The organism is Amycolatopsis sp. NPDC043887, assembly GCF_056435665.1.
The window spans coordinates 55745-70618 of the sequence record NZ_JBWKEB010000020.1; the positions used below are offsets into that span (position 1 = coordinate 55745).

The window sequence follows — 14874 nt, forward strand, 5'->3', positions numbered from 1 at the left end:
ACAAAGTAGGTTCTGCCAGCGCTTTCCGTTCTCTCGCGCGTTCCCTGCCGCGCGGGGTCCCCAACGGTCAGAGAGGCGACAACGATGTCCATCTCAGCTCGGTTCCGCTGGGCGGCGCTCCTCGCCGCCGGCGTCCTGCTCGGTTCACTCCCTGCCACAGCCCAGGCTCCGGCCTCCGAGGCCGCGGTCATGGCCGCGACCTTCACCGACGACTTCAACGGCCCCGCCGGCGCGGGTATCGACACCTCGAAGTGGCATTTCGAGACCGGTGACAACGTCAACAACCACGAGCGGCAGTGGTACACGTCCGGGACGAACAACGCCGCGCTCGACGGCCAGGGCAATCTCGTCATCACCGCGAAGAAGGAGAATCCGGGCAACTACAACTGCTGGTACGGGCGCTGCGAGTACACCTCGGCGCGTCTGTCCACGCAGGGCCAGTTCACCCAGACCTACGGCCGGTTCGAAGCGCGGATGAAACTGCCGCGCGGGCAGGGGATGTGGCCCGCGTTTTGGATGCTCGGCGCCGACATCGGCAACGTCGGCTGGCCCGACAGCGGCGAGATCGACATCATGGAGAACGTCGGCTTCGAGCCGAACACGGTGCACGGCACCCTCCACGGCCCCGGTTACTCCGGCGCGGGCGGCATCGGCGCGGCCTACAACGGCCCGAACTTCTCCGACGACTTCCACACCTACGCCGTCGACTGGGCACCGAACCAGATCAAGTGGTACGTGGACGGGAACCTCTATCAGACCCGCACCCCCGCCGACCTCAACGGCAACCGCTGGGTCTTCGACCACCCCTTCTACCTGATCCTGAACCTCGCCGTCGGCGGCTACTGGCCTGGCGACCCGAACTCCAGCACGGTGTTCCCGCAGCGTCTCGTCGTCGACTACGTGCACGTCACTTCCAGCGACACGGCCGGGCGGACCGGCCGGATCACCGGGATCGGCGGGAAATGCGTCGACGTCGCCGGCGCGAACACCGCCAACGGCACCCCGATCCAGATCACCGACTGCAACGGGAACGCGGCGCAGAACTGGACCATCGGCGGCGACGGCACGATCCGCGCGCTCGGCAAGTGCATGGACGTCTCCGGCGGCGGGACCGCGGACGGCACGGCCGTGCAACTGTGGGACTGCAACGGATCCGGCGCGCAGAAATGGGCGGTCAGCGGCGCGCGCGACATCGTGAACCCGCAGGCGAACAAGTGTCTCGACGCCACCGGGAACAGCTCCGCGAACGGGACGCGACTCCAGATCTGGACCTGCGGAGGCGGCGCGAACCAGAAATGGGTCACCCCCTAGCCCGATCTCGCGTTTCGTCCTCTGAACGCGGTGGTTCGCATCCCGAACCACCGCGTTCAGAGGACGGATTGCGTCAGGGGGAGCGTTCGGCGTAGGCCTCGACGAGCTGGTTTTCGGCGTCGGTGAGGTACTGCGCGAGGAGCTTTTCGGCGCCAAGGCCGTCGCCTGCCTCGATGCGCTCGAGGATCTCCGCGTTGCGCTTGAGATACGGCTCGTGGAAGCGCCGCGGGTCGGCCATCATGTGGAACACCAGCCGCAGCTCGGCGAGGATGCCGCGCATCAGCTCGTCGATCCGTTCGCTGCCGCTCAGCTCGGCGATCGCCGAATGGAACCGGATGTTCGCGGTGCCGAGGTCCTGCCAGCGCTCACTCCGCTCGGCGACCCTGCCGTCCTCGACCAGGCGCGCGAGCTTCCCGAACGTCGGTGGCTTCTCCGTCACCGCCCGCACCGCGGAACACTCGACGACCTTGCGGACCTTGTAGAGGTCGACGACGTCCTCGACCGGCAGCACCCGCACGAAGACACCGCGGTTGAGCTCGTGGGTCAGCAGGCGTTCGTGCGTGAGCAGCCGGAACGCTTCGCGCAGTGTGTTGCGGGAGACGCCGAGCGCCGAGCCGATGTCCTGCTCCGACAGCCGGACGCCGGGCAGGAAGAAGCCTTCCGCGATACGCGTGCGGAGGACGCCCGCGACCCTTTCGGCCGTGCTGGTGCGGCTGATCATGCCGCGATCCGCCTCGAGTCCTTCCACCGAGGCAGGACCACCCTCCGCGATCGTCACGTGACCGATCCTACCTAGCCACAAGAGGCTCAGCCAAGAATCCTCTTGTGGAATTGTTGAACAATACCTACAGTGGCAAAGCATGTGACCCGTGCCACCCTGAGATTCACCCTCTGGAGGTGCCGATGAACGCGACAGCCACTACCGAAGACACACGCCCCTTCGCCTGGTTCCGCACGCTCGGTTCGCGAGGCCGCCGGGCCTTCGTAGGCGCGTTCGGCGGATACGGGCTCGATTCGTTCGACTACCAGACCCTGCCGCTGGGCCTGGCCGCGATCACCGCCTACTACGGCCTCTCGGGCGGTGAGGCGGGCCTGCTCGGCACCACGACGCTGGTGGTTTCGGCGATCGGCGGGATCGGCGCGGGCATCCTGGCCGACCGCATCGGCCGGGTCCGCACCCTCCAGATCACCATCGCGATGTACACGATCTTCACCGTGCTCTGCGGGTTCGCGCCGAACTTCGAGACGCTGCTGGTGTTCCGCGCCCTGCAAGGTCTGGGCTTCGGTGGCGAATGGGCCGCCGGCGCCGCACTGGTGGCGGAGTACTCGCAGGCGAAGTATCGCGGCCGCACGGTCGCCTTCGTGCAGAGTGCGTGGGCCGTCGGCTGGGCGCTCTCGGTCGTCGTCTATACCGTCGTCTTCAGCCTGTTCAGCCCGGACATCGCCTGGCGCGTGATGTTCTGGACCGGCGTCATCCCCGCGCTGCTGGTGCTGTGGGTCCGCCGCAACGTCCAAGACGCGCCCGTCGCCGAAGCGGCCCGCGCCACGAAGAAGGAACGCGGTTCGCTGGCGGGCATCTTCAAGCCGGACCTGCTGCGCACGACGTTCTTCGCCGCGCTTCTCGCCACCGGTGTCCAGGGCGGCTACTACACGCTGGCGACCTGGCTGCCGAGCTACCTCAAGACCACCCGCGGCCTCACCGTCATCGGGACCGGCGGCTATCTCGCGTTCCTGATCTCCGGTGCCTTCATCGGGTACGTCACCGGTGGCTATCTGACGGATCTCTTGGGCCGCAAGAAGACCTTCCTGCTGTTCTCGGTGCTGTCGGCGGGTCTCATCGTCGCCTACACGCAGATCCCGGCGGGCGCGAACACGCTCGTGCTGTTCCTCGGTTTCCCGCTCGGGTTCTCGATGTCCGCGATCTTCAGCGGATTCGGCGCGTTCCTCGCCGAGCTGTACCCGTCGGCGCTGCGCGGGACCGGGCAGGGCTTCACCTACAACCTCGGCCGGGCCATCGGCGCCACGTTCCCCGCCGTGGTCGGCTTCCTCGGCGCGGGCGGCGCGATGGTGTTCGGCGCGGTCGGCTACGGCATCGCCGTGCTGGCGCTGCTCGGCCTGCCCGAGACTCGCGGCCGCGAACTTCTGTGACCAGAATCGGAAGAGGAGGCACCGCGATGACCACCTTCGACGAACCGGCGACCTTGTCCCCCGGCGAGGCCCGCGCCCTGTTCCGCGCGGGCACGGCCCGCCCGACCACCGGCTGGGCGAACGGGTTCACCCAGACCAACCTGATCGCCGTCCCCGAGGACTGGGCCTACGACGTCCTGCTGTTCTGCCAGCGGAACCCGCAGTCCTGTCCGGTACTCGACGTCAGCGACCCCGGCGACCCGTCGACCCGGCTGGCGCCCGGCGCGGATCTGCGCACCGACCTGCCGCGGTACCGCGTCTGGCAGAACGGCGCGCTGTCCGGCGAGCTCACCGACGCGAGCGGGCTGTGGCGCAGCGACATGGTCGCGTTCTCGATCGGGTGCAGTTTCACCTTCGAATCGGCGCTGGCCGCGGAGGGCATCCCGCTGCGGCACATCGACCAGGGCCGCAACGTGGCGATGTACGTGACGAACCGCGAGTGCGTCCCGGCCGGGCGCCTGCACGGGCCCATGGTCGTCTCGATGCGGCAGATCCCCGAAGACCGCGTCGACGACGCCGTGCGGATCACCCGCGGGATGCCCGCCGTCCACGGCGCGCCGGTGCACATCGGAGACCCGGCCGCGCTCGGTATCGCCGATCTCGGCAAGCCCGACTTCGGCGACCCGGTCGACGCGGAACCCGGTGACGTGCCGGTGTTCTGGGCGTGCGGTGTGACCCCGCAGGCGGCGCTGATGGCCTCGCGGCCGCCGTTCGCGATCACGCACGCGCCGGGCTACATGTTCGTGACCGACAAGCTCGACAGTGAGTTCAGGGTGGCCTGATGGACCTCAACAGTGATCTCGGCGAAGGTTTCGGCGCCTGGAAGATGGGCGACGACGACGCCATGCTCGACATCGTCACCAGCGCGAACGTCGCCTGCGGCTTCCACGCCGGCGACCCGTCGGTGATGCGGCGCGTGTGCGAGCGCGCGGCGGAGCGCGGTGTCGTCATCGGCGCCCACGTCGCCTACCGCGATCTCGCCGGATTCGGGCGGCGGGCGATGGACGTCGCCCCCGCCGACCTGGCTGACGACGTGCTCTACCAGATCGGCGCGCTGGACGCGTTCGCCCGCGCGGCGGGCTCGCGGGTGCGGTACGTCAAACCGCACGGGGCGTTGTACAACACGGCCGCGGTGGATCCGGAGCAGGCGGCCGCGGTGGTCGAAGGGATCCGGCGATTCCACCCCGAGCTCGCACTGCTGTGCCCGCCTGAATCGGAAATGGCCAAGCAGGCCGAAAAGGCCGGGCCCCCCGCGTACGCCGAGGCGTTCGCGGACCGCGCGTACACGCCCGAAGGCCTTCTGGTCTCGCGGAAACTGCCCGGCGCCGTTCTCCACGACGCCGACGAGGTGGCCGAACGCGCGGTCGCGATGGCGACCACCGGCAAGGTCGTCGCCGCCGACGGGACCGAGCTGGCTCTTCAGCCGCATTCGCTGTGCGTGCACGGCGACACGCCCGGCGCCGTCGAACTGGCGCGGCGGATCCGCGCGGGGCTCGACGCCTCCGGTGTCCACATCGGACCCTTCATCGAGGCCGCCTGATGCGACTGCTGCCCTATGGGGCGCGTGCGGCCATGGTCGACTTCGACGATCCGTCGGAGGTGCTCGGGCTGCACGCGTCTCTGGAGCAGGACCCGCCGGACGGCGTCGTCGAGCTGGTCCCCGCCGCGCGGACCCTGCTCATCCGGTTCGACCCCGGCCGGACCCATCACGACCGGCTCGCCGGCGACGTCCTCGGCCGGGCAGGAGTGGACGTCGAACCGCGCGAGGCCGCCGAGATCGTCGTGCCGGTGCGCTACGACGGCCCGGACCTCGCCGACGTCGCGGCCGCCGCCGGCATGTCGGCGGAAGCGGTGGTCCGGCGGCACGAGGACGGGACGTACGTCTCGGCGTTCTGCGGCTTCGCTCCCGGATTCGCCTACCTGACCGGGCTCGACCCGGCGCTGCACCTGCCGCGCCGGACGAGTCCGCGGACGCGCGTCCCCGCCGGGTCGGTCGCGATCGCGGGCGAATACACGGCGGTGTACCCGAACGCCTCGCCCGGCGGCTGGCAGCTGATCGGGCGGACCACGCTGCCGGTGTGGGACGTCGAGCGGGAGCCGCCGAACCTGCTGGCACCCGGAACCAGGATCCGGTTCACTTCATGACCGCGAAGATCGAAGTGGTCCGGCCCGGGGTTTTCGCCACCGTGCAGGATCTCGGGCGGCCCGGCCTGGCCGCGATCGGCGTCGGCCGGTCCGGCGCCGCCGACCGCGGTTCGCTGCGGCTGGCGAACCGGCTGGTCGGCAACCCCGAGAGCCACGCGGCCCTGGAGTGCGTTCTGGGCGGTCTCGTCCTGCGGTTCCCGGCTCCGGCGACCATCGCCGTCACCGGCGCGCCCTGCTCGGTCACCGTCGGCGGACGGGCTTTCGGCTCGGACTCGCCGATCCCGGTCGGCCCCGGCGACGAACTCGTGCTCGGCATGGCTTCTCACGGTTTGCGTTGCTATGTCGCGGTGCGTGGCGGCATCGACGTCCCTCCGGTACTGGGCGCGCGGGCGACCGACACCCTGGGCAGACTCGGCCCGCCCGTGCTTTCGTCGGGGATGACCTTGCCGGTGGGCCAGGAGGTACAGGCCCATCCCGGGGTGGATCTCGCCCCTCGCGCTCCCTTGCCCGACGTCCCGGTTCTGCGGATCAGCGCCGGCCCTCGGGTTTCCTGGTTCACCCCCGCCGCACTGTCCACTTTGGTCTCTTCCGGTTACGTCGCCACGTCCGACGTCGATCGGGTGGGCGTACGGCTCGAGGGTCCTGTGCTGTCGCGGGCGCGAGGTGGCGAGCTACCGCCCGAGGCGGCTGTGCCGGGCGCGTTGCAGGTCCCTCCTTCGGGGCAGCCGATCCTGTTCCTGGCCGACCATCCGGTGACCGGGGGCTACCCGGTGATCGCGGTGGTGGAGGAAGCGGATCTGGATCTGGCCGCGCAGGTGCGGCCGGGGCAGCGGGTGCGGTTCCGGCTCTCGTGAGTGGCAAGGACGGTTCTAGCCGTCCTTGCCACTCACGAGGCTTGACCGGCTCGGTACCAGCGCTTGCCCTCCTGAGGCCCCCTGCGCGTGGAGGTCACCAAGGTCCGTGAAGGCCTCCTTGCCTACCCTCAAGGTAGGCAAGGAGGCCTTCACGGACCGTCCTTACCACTCCCGAGTCCTGAAACCCGCAAAGTGATGTTCAACCGCCCCACCAGCCCCAGCGCCGGATCAGCGGTCCCCGGCAAGATCCGAGGCACCCCGTGGAAGGCCAGCCTCGACTCCCCGCCGAACACGAACAGGTCCCCCGACCGCAGATCCACGTCCGTATACGGCCGCCCACGGTCGACCGTGTTCCCGAACCGGAAGACACAAGCGTCCCCGAGGCTCAGCGAAACGACGGGCTCCAACGACGCCTCGTCCTTGTCCTGGTGCAGGCCCATCTTCGCGGCGGAGTCGTAGAAGTTCACCAGCGCGATGTCCGGCTCGTACGACGACGGACCATAAGCGGACGAAACGGCCCGCCGCCCGAGATCGCCCAGCCACGAAGGAAACGGCAGCACCGGGGAGCCGTCCGCGGTCACCTTCGAATACCGGTACGGGTGCCAGTGCCAGCCGAGGCAGACCGTCCGCACCGACATGACGCCGCCGTTCGGCAGCCGCGTCCGGCGGTAGCCACGCCAGCCCCGGCACGCTTCGACCAGGCGGCGTTGCTCGTCGAGGTCGAGCCAGTCGGGAACATGCACCGCACCGGGCGCGACTTCGGTACGCGGGCGAGGGATCAGCGCGTCCACGCGTCGAGTTTGCCAGGGCGCGCGCCGACGATCCGGTGGCCCCGCACCAGGACACCCGCCGCGACGAACCGGCGCAGCACGGATCGGCCGAACCGCGGCAGGGACGGAGCACCCATGACTGTCACGGCCAAGGAAGCTGCCACAAAGGGCCGGGAGAAGCCACCTTTCGGACTACTCCGATCGGCCGGTTGACCGCAGTGTGTTCACCCGGTCACCGTGCGAGTTCGACCACCGTCACCCCAGCTCGCGCGGGCACCGGGTCGTTCATCTCCGCCAGCACGGCGGGGACGTCGTCGAGGCCGACCCGATTGCCGATCATGCCCTCGAGGTCGATCCCGGCCGTCTCCACGACCCGCAGCATCTCGGGGTACTCGTGCGCTTGCAGCCCGTGGATGCCGACGATCTCCAGCTCCCCGCCGATCACCCGGTGCATCGGGATCGGCGCGACGCCCTGCGCGGGCGGCATCAGCCCTGCCTGAACGTGCCGTCCCCGCTTCCGGAGGCTGCCGATCGAGGCGGCACAGGTGGTCGGCGAACCGAGGCAGTCGAGGGAGACGTGCGCGCCGCCGCCGGTCAGGTCGCGGACGTGCGCGGCGACGGCTTCATGGCCTTCGAACGCGGACGGATCGACGGCCGAAGAAGCCCCCATCCGCACAGCCAGCGCCCTGGCCTGCGGAGACGGGTCGACGGCGACGACCGACGCACCGGCCGCGACGGCCAGCAGGATCGCCGAGACGCCGACCCCGCCGCAGCCGTAGACCGCGACCCGCTGACCCGGCCGGACCCCGCCCTGGCGCAGCACGGCCCGGAACGCCGTCCCGAACCGGCAGCCCAGCGCCGCCGCTTCTGCGCACGTCAGCGAGTCGGGCAGCGCCACGAGGTTGACCTCGGCGTTTTCGATGGCGACGTACTCGGCGAACGAGCCCCAGTGGGTCGCGCCCGGCTGGAACTCGCGGTCGCAGATCTGCTGGTCACCGGCCGCGCACTGGGCGCAGGTTCCACAGGCGCAGACGAACGGCACCGTCACCCGGTCGCCCTCCGACCAGCCGCGTACGCCCTCGCCGAGCGACGCGATCCGGCCGGCGAGTTCGTGCCCGGCGACGTGCGGCAGCTTCACCGACGTGTCGTGCCCCTGCCAGGAGTGCCAGTCGCTGCGGCACACCCCGGTCGCCTCGACGGCGATCACCACCCCGCCCGGCGGCGCGACCGGATCCGGCACCTCGCGTACCTCGGGCAGCACCCCGAACTCCTCGAAGACGACCGCCCGCACCCGCACTCCCTACGTGTCCCGGCCTCGCCGCATCACGATGCCCTCGCCGGGCACCGTACACCGGGCCGCCCGCCCTCGCGGCGGCCCCAGAAGCCGTGACAGGGAGTCCGGCGGCACCCCGAGGACCTCCTCGAGATTCTTGAGCACCAGCAGGGATTCCGGCCGTTCCGGACGGCAGCGGCCGGACTGCCAGTGGCTCAGTGTCGCGAGACTGACCGAGCATCCCCGCCCTCTGAGCCGGTACCGGATCCGATCGAGACCGAGCCCCCGCGCCCTGATCGCCGCCCTGAGGGCGTCCGCGAACGGCCCCGTCTCCAGCAGCCGCCTGAGTTCACGTCCTTCCGCCACCCCCCGGTCGATGGTGTGTGTCCGCTGACCGGTCATCTTCATCGCCTTCGCACGCTCGCTAGCCACCCGGAATAGCGCAGCCTAGGCGCGAGATCACATGATCGGAAGGGTCTTGGATCACCTATCGGCGCGGCAGGCGGGTGACGTAATTATGCAGAGACGTAGGGGAAATTCCCTACATGCGCCCCGCCGATACGCGTCCACAGTGGACACGGGCTCAGCGCAGCGCGACCGACAGCGCCTGCGCGATCTCCTTGCCGATGGCGTGTGTCGCCGCGTCCGGGGGCGAGCCGACCTTGACCACCATCGGGCCGCCGAACGGCTGGCGCTCGACGACCTCGATCCGCTCGCCGAGGCCGATGGCGTGCTCGGTGAGGTAGCGCAGGAGCTCCGGATCGGTGTCCCAGACGCGGACGATCTCGCCGACCGCGCCGGGCGGGAGGTCGTCGAGAATGCGCATCGGCATCTCCTCGACGCTGCCGTCGGGCGCGGGGATGGGGTCGCCGTGCGGGTCGCGCACCGGGTTGCCGAGCTTCGCGGCGATCCGCTCGACGAGCCTGTCCGACACCGCGTGTTCGAGCGCGTCGGCCTCGGCGTGGACCTCGTCCCAGGTGTAGCCGAGTTCGGACACCAGGTAGGTCTCGATCAGCCGGTGGCGGCGGAGCACGGAGCGGGCGAGCAGCCTGCCGTCTGTGGTCAGCTCGATCCCCCGGTACGGGACGTGCGCGACCAGCCCGAGCTGGGACAGCTTGGTGACCATGCCGGACGCCGACGACGGGCTGACCTCCAGCCGTCCGGCCAGCGACGTGTTGGTGACGGCCTCGCCGCGTTCCACCAGCCCGTAGATCACCCGGACGTAGTCCTCCACGGACGACGACCTGCGGCTTGCCCCTTCACCCATGGGTGCGAGTTTACGGCTTGCCGCTCCCGTGCGACTCACCCAGCGTGGGGTCGCCAGCGGTACCGGATCCAGCCGGGGACGGGTTCGGCGCCGAGCTGGGCGTAGAACGCCTCGCCCTTCTCGTTGCCCTCCTGCATGTCCCATTCGACCCGGCCGGGCGTCCGCGCGCTCAGCTCGTCGAGCAGCTCCCGCCCGAGGCCGAAGCGGCGGTGTTCCGGGCGCACGAAGAGGTCGTCGAGCCAGATCCCCGGCCGGGCCTCCCAGGTGGAGAAGTTCCAGCTGCAGAAGGCGAAGCCCGCGATCTTGCCCGGTTCACCCGGAGGGGTGGCCAGCAGCACCCAGGCCTTCGGGTCGGGTCCGAAGAGGAACCCGGCCATCTCCTGCCTGTCGAGCTTCAGATCGTGTTTGTCCTCGTAGACCGCGTGCTCCTCGATGAGCGCGCAGATCTCCTCGATGTCGTCCGCGACCGCGTCCCGTACCGGCATGGGTCTCAGCTCCGTTCGTAGACGATGTCGCCGCCGACGGCGGTGGCGACGACGTGGATCGAATCCAAAGTGGACTCGTCGGTCGGGTCGGCCGAGAGGACGGCGAAGTCCGCGAGCTTGCCGACCTCCAGCGTGCCCAGGTCCTTCTCGGCGAAAGCCGCGTACGCGGATCCGTACGTGTACGCGCGCAGGGCTTCGGCCGGTGTGAGCCGCTCATCGGGACCCAGCACGACACCGGACGCGGTCTTCCGCCGCACCATGTCGGCCAGCGCGAGCAGCGGCGCGCCCTCGACGACGGGGCGGTCCGAGCTGGCCGGGAGCACGCAGCCCGCGTCGAGCAGGCTCTTGAGCCGGTAGCACCACGGCTCGCGCTCGGGGCCCAGCGCGGCCCGCATGCCGTCGCCGATCTCGTTGACGAACCGGCCCTGCGGCGACGCGACCAGCCCCAGCGACGCCAGCCGCTTCAGCTCCCCGGGCCGCAGCACCGCGCAGTGCTCGATGCGGTGCCGGTGGTCGGGCCGCGGGTCGGTCTTGAGCGCGGCCTCGTAAGCGTCGAGGACGACGGTGATCGCGCGGTCGCCGATGGCGTGCGTCGCGATCTGCCAGCCCGCCTGGTGCGCGGCGGCGATCGTCCGCGCGATCTCGTCCTCGGGCACCTGGAAGTAGCCGACGTTGTCCGGCTCGCCCGCGAACGGCTCGTGCATCGCGCAGGTCCGGCCGATCAGTGATCCGTCGGCGAACAGCTTCATCGCGCCGATCCGCAGCCATTCGTCGCCGAACCCGGTGCGCATCCCCAGGTCCAAGCCGAAGCCGGCACCCGCATCGAGGTCGTGCAGCACGCTCGCCGCGACCATCACCGTGCTCCGCACGCGCAACACCCCGCGTTCGCGCGCCAGCTGGTACGCGGCGAGTTCGGCGGGGGTCTCCCCCACGAGACCCCCGCCGATCCCGGCCTCCTGGACACTCGTGATCCCCTCGGCCAGATACCGCTCGCTCGCCCTGTCCAGCCCGCGGACGACCCGCTCCACCGGCGTCGGGTAGGTCAGCGGCCGCAGCATGAGCTGGGCCTGCTCCCGCAGGAGACCGGTCGGCGAACCGTCCTCGTCGCGGACGACGTCGCCGCCCACGGGCACGTTCCCCAGGTCCAGGCGCTCCAGTACCGCGGAGTTGACCACGGTCATATGCCCGGAAGTGTGCTTGAGCCGCACGAGGTGGCCAGGGGCGGCGCGATCGAGCCCCTGCCTCGTCGGATGGCCGCCCACGAGCTTGTTCTGGTCGTAACCGCTGCCGATGATCCAGCCGCCCGGCGGCGTCTCGGCCGCGCGCCGCGCGACGGCGTCGTACACCTCGTCGACACTGCGGCAATCCGAAAGCGCGACGTCGTCGAGGGCCATGCCGAACCAGGCCATGTGGTTGTGCGCGTCGTGGAATCCGGGCACGACCACCGACCCGCCGAGATCCACGCGACGTTTCGCGGAAAGCGCGGCGGCGTCGTCGCCCGACGCGACAATCCGCCCGTTCAGCACCGCAAGCGATGCGGATTCCTCTGTTCCGGTGAGGAACCGGGCGTTCTCGTAGACCGTGTCGACCCGCATGGATTCGACTCTATCGATCGATCGATCGGTCGTCTAGGCTCGGCGTCATGAGCACCGTGGACTACGCACTCGACGACGGCATCGCCGTGATCTGGCTGAACCGCCCGGAGCGGCTCAACGCGGTGGTCGCCGAACTGGTCGACGACCTGCTGGAGGCGCTCGACGCGGCCGCCAAATCGGACGCGCGCGCCGTCGTGCTGGCCGGCCGGGGAAGGGCGTTCTGCGCCGGTCACGACCTCAAGGAGCCCACCCCGCCGGGTGATTCACGCCCGCGACTCGACCGGCTACAGGACGTGACGCGCCGTCTTCGCGGACTGCGCCAGCCCGTCATCGCCGCGGTCCACGGCTACGCGATCGGCGCGGGCGCCGAGTTCGCGATGGGCTGCGACCTGATCCTCGCCGCCGAAGACGCGGTATTCGCCTTCCCCGAGGTCTCCTTGGGCCTGAGCGTCACGGGCGCGGCCTCGCGGTTGCTGCCGCTGCTGGTCGGCCCGCTGAAGGCCAAGGAACTCCTGCTGCTGGGCGAGCGCGTGAGCGGCGCCGAAGCGGCCGGACTCGGCCTGGTCAACGCCGCCCTGCCCGTCGACGACCTGATGGACACCGCCCTCGCCTGGGCGGCCAAGATCGCCGCGCATCCGGCGGCCGCGGCCACGATGGCCAAACGCGCCCTCGATTCCGGCATCGACAGCTCCCTCGACGCGGCCCTCGAACTCGAAGTCAGCCACGCGCTGATCACCGAGCACTCCGCCGAGGTCGCCGCCTCGGCCGAGGCTTTCCGGAGCCGGGCATGACCTCGTTCGCCGGAATCGACACCCTCCTCGGACTGACCACCAGGGCCGCCGCGCTCTGGCCGGACAAGACGGCGTGGATCTTCGACTCCACCGGGGAAAGCTTCACATTCGCCGACGTCGACGCGCGCAGCACCGAGTTCGCCCGCGCGCTGCTGGAACTCGGCGTGGAACCGGGTGACCGGGTCGCGGTGATGCTGCGCAACCAGCCCGAGTTCCCGTTGCTGTGGCTGGCCTTGGCCAGGATCGGCGGGGTGCTCGTCCCGGTCAACACCGGGTACCGCGAGTTCGACGGCGCCCACGTGCTCCGGCACTCGGGCGCCAGGTTCGCCGTGGCCGCCGAGGAATTCCTGGAGCTGCTGAACAAGATCGCGCCGGAGACCTCGCTGGAACGCGTGCTCACACCCGGCGAACTCGCCGGTTCCGGTGCCGCCCCGGCCTTCACGAGCGAAGCCGAACGGCCGGTCAACATCCAGTACACCTCGGGAACCACGGGCGCACCCAAGGGCTGCGTACTGCCGAACCGGTATTGGACGACACTCGCGATCGGCCTGGCCACGGACTACCCGTCGGTCGGCACGGACGACGTCATCCTGACCGCGCAACCGTTCCACTACATAGATCCACAGTGGAACGTCGCGCTGGGGCTCGCGGGCGGCGCGACCCTGGTGGTGCTCGACCGCTTCCACCCGTCGACGTTCTGGGACAAGATCCGCGAACACGGCGTCACCTGGTTCTACTGCCTCGGCCTGATGCCCACCCTCCTGCTGCGGCAGCCGGAAAGCGAGCTGGACAAGGCACACCAGGTGCGCGCGATCTGCGCTTCGGCCATCCCGCGCGACCTGCACGGCGCGCTCGAAGCACGCTGGGGCGCGCCGTGGTACGAGGCCTTCGGCATGACCGAGACCGGCGGCGACATCCGGATGTACCCGGCGGATCACGAGGAGACCGTCGGCACCGGCTGCCTCGGCAGGCCGACGCCCGCCCGCGAGGTGATGATCGCCGGCGAGGACGGGAAACCGCTGCCGCGCGGGGAAACCGGTGAGCTGCTGATCCGCGGGGTCGGCCTGATGCACGGCTACCACGACGATCCCGAAGCGACCAGGCGCGCCTTCGACGGCGGCTGGTTCCACACCGGCGACCTGGCCACAATGGACGCCGAAGGCCGCGTGTACTACGTGGGCCGCACCAAGGACATGATCCGCCGCAGCGGCGAGAACATCTCCGCGGACGAGGTCGAACGGGCGCTGCAGCTGCATCCCGCGGTCAAGCTCGCCGCCGTCATCGCGGTGCCGGACGACATCCGCGGCGAGGAGGTCAAGGCGTACATCGTCCTCGACGAGAACGAGCGGCACCGGTGCGAGCCTGCCGAGCTGGCGGAGTTCTGTTCGACGAAACTGGCCTACTTCAAGGTTCCCCGGTTCTGGGCCATCGCGGCGGAGCTGCCGATGACGCCGTCCGAACGGGTCGCGAAGGGCGAGCTGAAGAAGGCGGGCGACCTCCGCGCCGGTTCGTGGGACAGGACCACCGGGACATGGTTGTGAGCACCCGGGAGAGAGTCCGGCAGGCGGCGGTGAAACTGTTCGCCGCCAAGGGGTTCCACGGCACCGGCATCCGGGATCTGGCGCAGGAGGCGGAGCTGTCGTCCGCCAGCCTGTACCACTACATGGGCACCAAAGAGGATCTGCTGGTCGCCATCATGAACGAGTCGCTGCGGCGCCTGCTCGACGCGGCCGAGCGGGCGACCGCCGGACTCACCGATCCCGTGTCGCGGCTCGGCTCCCTGGTGGCGCTGCACGTGCTCGCGCACGCCATCCAGCCGGATGACACCCGCGTGGTGGACAACGAGGTCCACGCGCTCACCCCGGGTGCCAGGGCCGAAGTGGTGGGACTGCGCGACGCCTACGAAAGACTGTGGGCGGACGCCATCGAGGACGGTGTCGCGGCGGGCGCTTTCCACACCGACCAGCCTTCGGTGACCCGGCTCGCGCTGGTGGAGATGTGCAGCGGGGTCGCGCGCTGGTATTCGGCGTCGGGGCCGCTCACCCTGGATCAGCTGGCCGCGCATTACGCGGAGCTGGCGCTGCGGGCGCTCGCCTGCGAAGGCCGGCTGGACGTCACGGCGTTGCAAAACTGCCGTGAAGTGGTCTCGGGAGTGTGGCGAGTGCCCGTTTAGCGGCGACTCATACCCCCTACGCC

17 protein-coding genes are annotated in these 14874 nt (G+C 70.2%); 9 read left to right on the forward strand and 8 right to left on the reverse strand.

Going from position 1 to position 14874, the window contains the following annotated elements; genetic code table 11:
• Positions 1 to 84: 84 nt before the first annotated feature.
• Positions 85 to 1311 carry a family 16 glycosylhydrolase gene (locus AC069H_RS37055; protein WP_478235435.1) on the forward strand — a complete coding sequence of 409 codons (1227 nt, stop codon included), beginning with the start codon at positions 85 to 87 and terminating at the stop codon, positions 1309 to 1311.
• 73 nt (positions 1312 to 1384) lie between these two features.
• Here AC069H_RS37055 and AC069H_RS37060 read toward each other — a convergent pair whose 3' ends face one another.
• Positions 1385 to 2032 (reverse strand): GntR family transcriptional regulator, encoded by a 648-nt coding sequence (locus AC069H_RS37060; RefSeq protein WP_125674432.1) that lies wholly within the window; start codon positions 2030 to 2032, stop codon positions 1385 to 1387.
• A gap of 182 nt (positions 2033 to 2214) precedes the next feature.
• Between AC069H_RS37060 and AC069H_RS37065 the strand changes: the two genes are divergently transcribed.
• From AC069H_RS37065 to AC069H_RS37085, 5 genes are read left to right on the forward strand one after another with little or no spacing between them, the layout of a single operon-like run.
• On the forward strand, positions 2215 to 3459 hold the full coding sequence (locus AC069H_RS37065; protein WP_125674250.1) for an MFS transporter: 1245 nt from the start codon (positions 2215 to 2217) through the stop codon (positions 3457 to 3459).
• 26 nt (positions 3460 to 3485) lie between these two features.
• Positions 3486 to 4280, forward strand: coding sequence for a putative hydro-lyase (locus AC069H_RS37070; protein WP_478235436.1), 795 nt, complete (start codon positions 3486 to 3488; stop codon positions 4278 to 4280).
• Positions 4280 to 5038 (forward strand): LamB/YcsF family protein, encoded by a 759-nt coding sequence (locus AC069H_RS37075; protein WP_478225363.1) that lies wholly within the window; start codon positions 4280 to 4282, stop codon positions 5036 to 5038. The genes AC069H_RS37070 and AC069H_RS37075 overlap by 1 nt, the downstream gene beginning before the upstream one ends.
• Positions 5038 to 5643 carry a 5-oxoprolinase subunit B family protein gene (locus AC069H_RS37080; RefSeq protein ID WP_478225362.1) on the forward strand — a complete coding sequence of 202 codons (606 nt, stop codon included), beginning with the start codon at positions 5038 to 5040 and terminating at the stop codon, positions 5641 to 5643. The genes AC069H_RS37075 and AC069H_RS37080 overlap by 1 nt, the downstream gene beginning before the upstream one ends.
• On the forward strand, positions 5640 to 6497 hold the full coding sequence (locus tag AC069H_RS37085; RefSeq protein ID WP_478235437.1) for a 5-oxoprolinase subunit C family protein: 858 nt from the start codon (positions 5640 to 5642) through the stop codon (positions 6495 to 6497). The genes AC069H_RS37080 and AC069H_RS37085 overlap by 4 nt, the downstream gene beginning before the upstream one ends.
• Before the next feature lie 149 nt (positions 6498 to 6646).
• Here AC069H_RS37085 and AC069H_RS37090 read toward each other — a convergent pair whose 3' ends face one another.
• The 7 genes from AC069H_RS37090 to AC069H_RS37120 form a co-directional block, all read right to left on the reverse strand.
• Positions 6647 to 7288, reverse strand: coding sequence for an alpha-ketoglutarate-dependent dioxygenase AlkB family protein (locus AC069H_RS37090; RefSeq protein WP_478235438.1), 642 nt, complete (start codon positions 7286 to 7288; stop codon positions 6647 to 6649).
• Positions 7276 to 7404: a hypothetical protein gene (locus AC069H_RS37095; protein WP_478225359.1), complete on the reverse strand. Its 129-nt coding sequence runs from the start codon at positions 7402 to 7404 to the stop codon at positions 7276 to 7278. Before AC069H_RS37095 ends, AC069H_RS37090 begins: the two co-directional genes overlap by 13 nt.
• Before the next feature lie 95 nt (positions 7405 to 7499).
• A complete protein-coding gene (locus tag AC069H_RS37100) occupies positions 7500 to 8558 on the reverse strand; it encodes a zinc-dependent alcohol dehydrogenase family protein (protein ID WP_478235439.1) in 1059 nt (352 codons plus the stop codon).
• Positions 8559 to 8567: 9 nt separating this feature from the next.
• A complete protein-coding gene (locus AC069H_RS37105; RefSeq protein ID WP_478235476.1) occupies positions 8568 to 8948 on the reverse strand; it encodes a transcriptional regulator in 381 nt (126 codons plus the stop codon).
• 175 nt (positions 8949 to 9123) lie between these two features.
• Positions 9124 to 9807 carry a metal-dependent transcriptional regulator gene (locus AC069H_RS37110; RefSeq protein WP_410648321.1) on the reverse strand — a complete coding sequence of 228 codons (684 nt, stop codon included), beginning with the start codon at positions 9805 to 9807 and terminating at the stop codon, positions 9124 to 9126.
• 35 nt (positions 9808 to 9842) lie between these two features.
• Positions 9843 to 10292: an N-acetyltransferase family protein gene (locus AC069H_RS37115; RefSeq protein WP_478225357.1), complete on the reverse strand. Its 450-nt coding sequence runs from the start codon at positions 10290 to 10292 to the stop codon at positions 9843 to 9845.
• A gap of 5 nt (positions 10293 to 10297) precedes the next feature.
• Complete coding sequence (locus AC069H_RS37120) at positions 10298 to 11887, reverse strand: amidohydrolase (protein ID WP_478235440.1); 1590 nt, start codon at positions 11885 to 11887, stop codon at positions 10298 to 10300.
• A gap of 47 nt (positions 11888 to 11934) precedes the next feature.
• On the opposite strand from AC069H_RS37120, the gene AC069H_RS37125 reads away from it, so the two are divergent.
• The 3 genes from AC069H_RS37125 to AC069H_RS37135 are packed head-to-tail and all read left to right on the forward strand — an operon-like array spanning position 11935 to position 14851.
• Positions 11935 to 12678 (forward strand): enoyl-CoA hydratase/isomerase family protein, encoded by a 744-nt coding sequence (locus tag AC069H_RS37125; RefSeq protein ID WP_478225355.1) that lies wholly within the window; start codon positions 11935 to 11937, stop codon positions 12676 to 12678.
• Complete coding sequence (locus AC069H_RS37130) at positions 12675 to 14219, forward strand: ATP-dependent acyl-CoA ligase (RefSeq protein ID WP_478235441.1); 1545 nt, start codon at positions 12675 to 12677, stop codon at positions 14217 to 14219. Before AC069H_RS37125 ends, AC069H_RS37130 begins: the two co-directional genes overlap by 4 nt.
• Positions 14210 to 14851: a TetR/AcrR family transcriptional regulator gene (locus tag AC069H_RS37135; protein WP_478235442.1), complete on the forward strand. Its 642-nt coding sequence runs from the start codon at positions 14210 to 14212 to the stop codon at positions 14849 to 14851. The genes AC069H_RS37130 and AC069H_RS37135 overlap by 10 nt, the downstream gene beginning before the upstream one ends.
• The last annotated feature ends 23 nt before the right edge of the window (positions 14852 to 14874 follow it).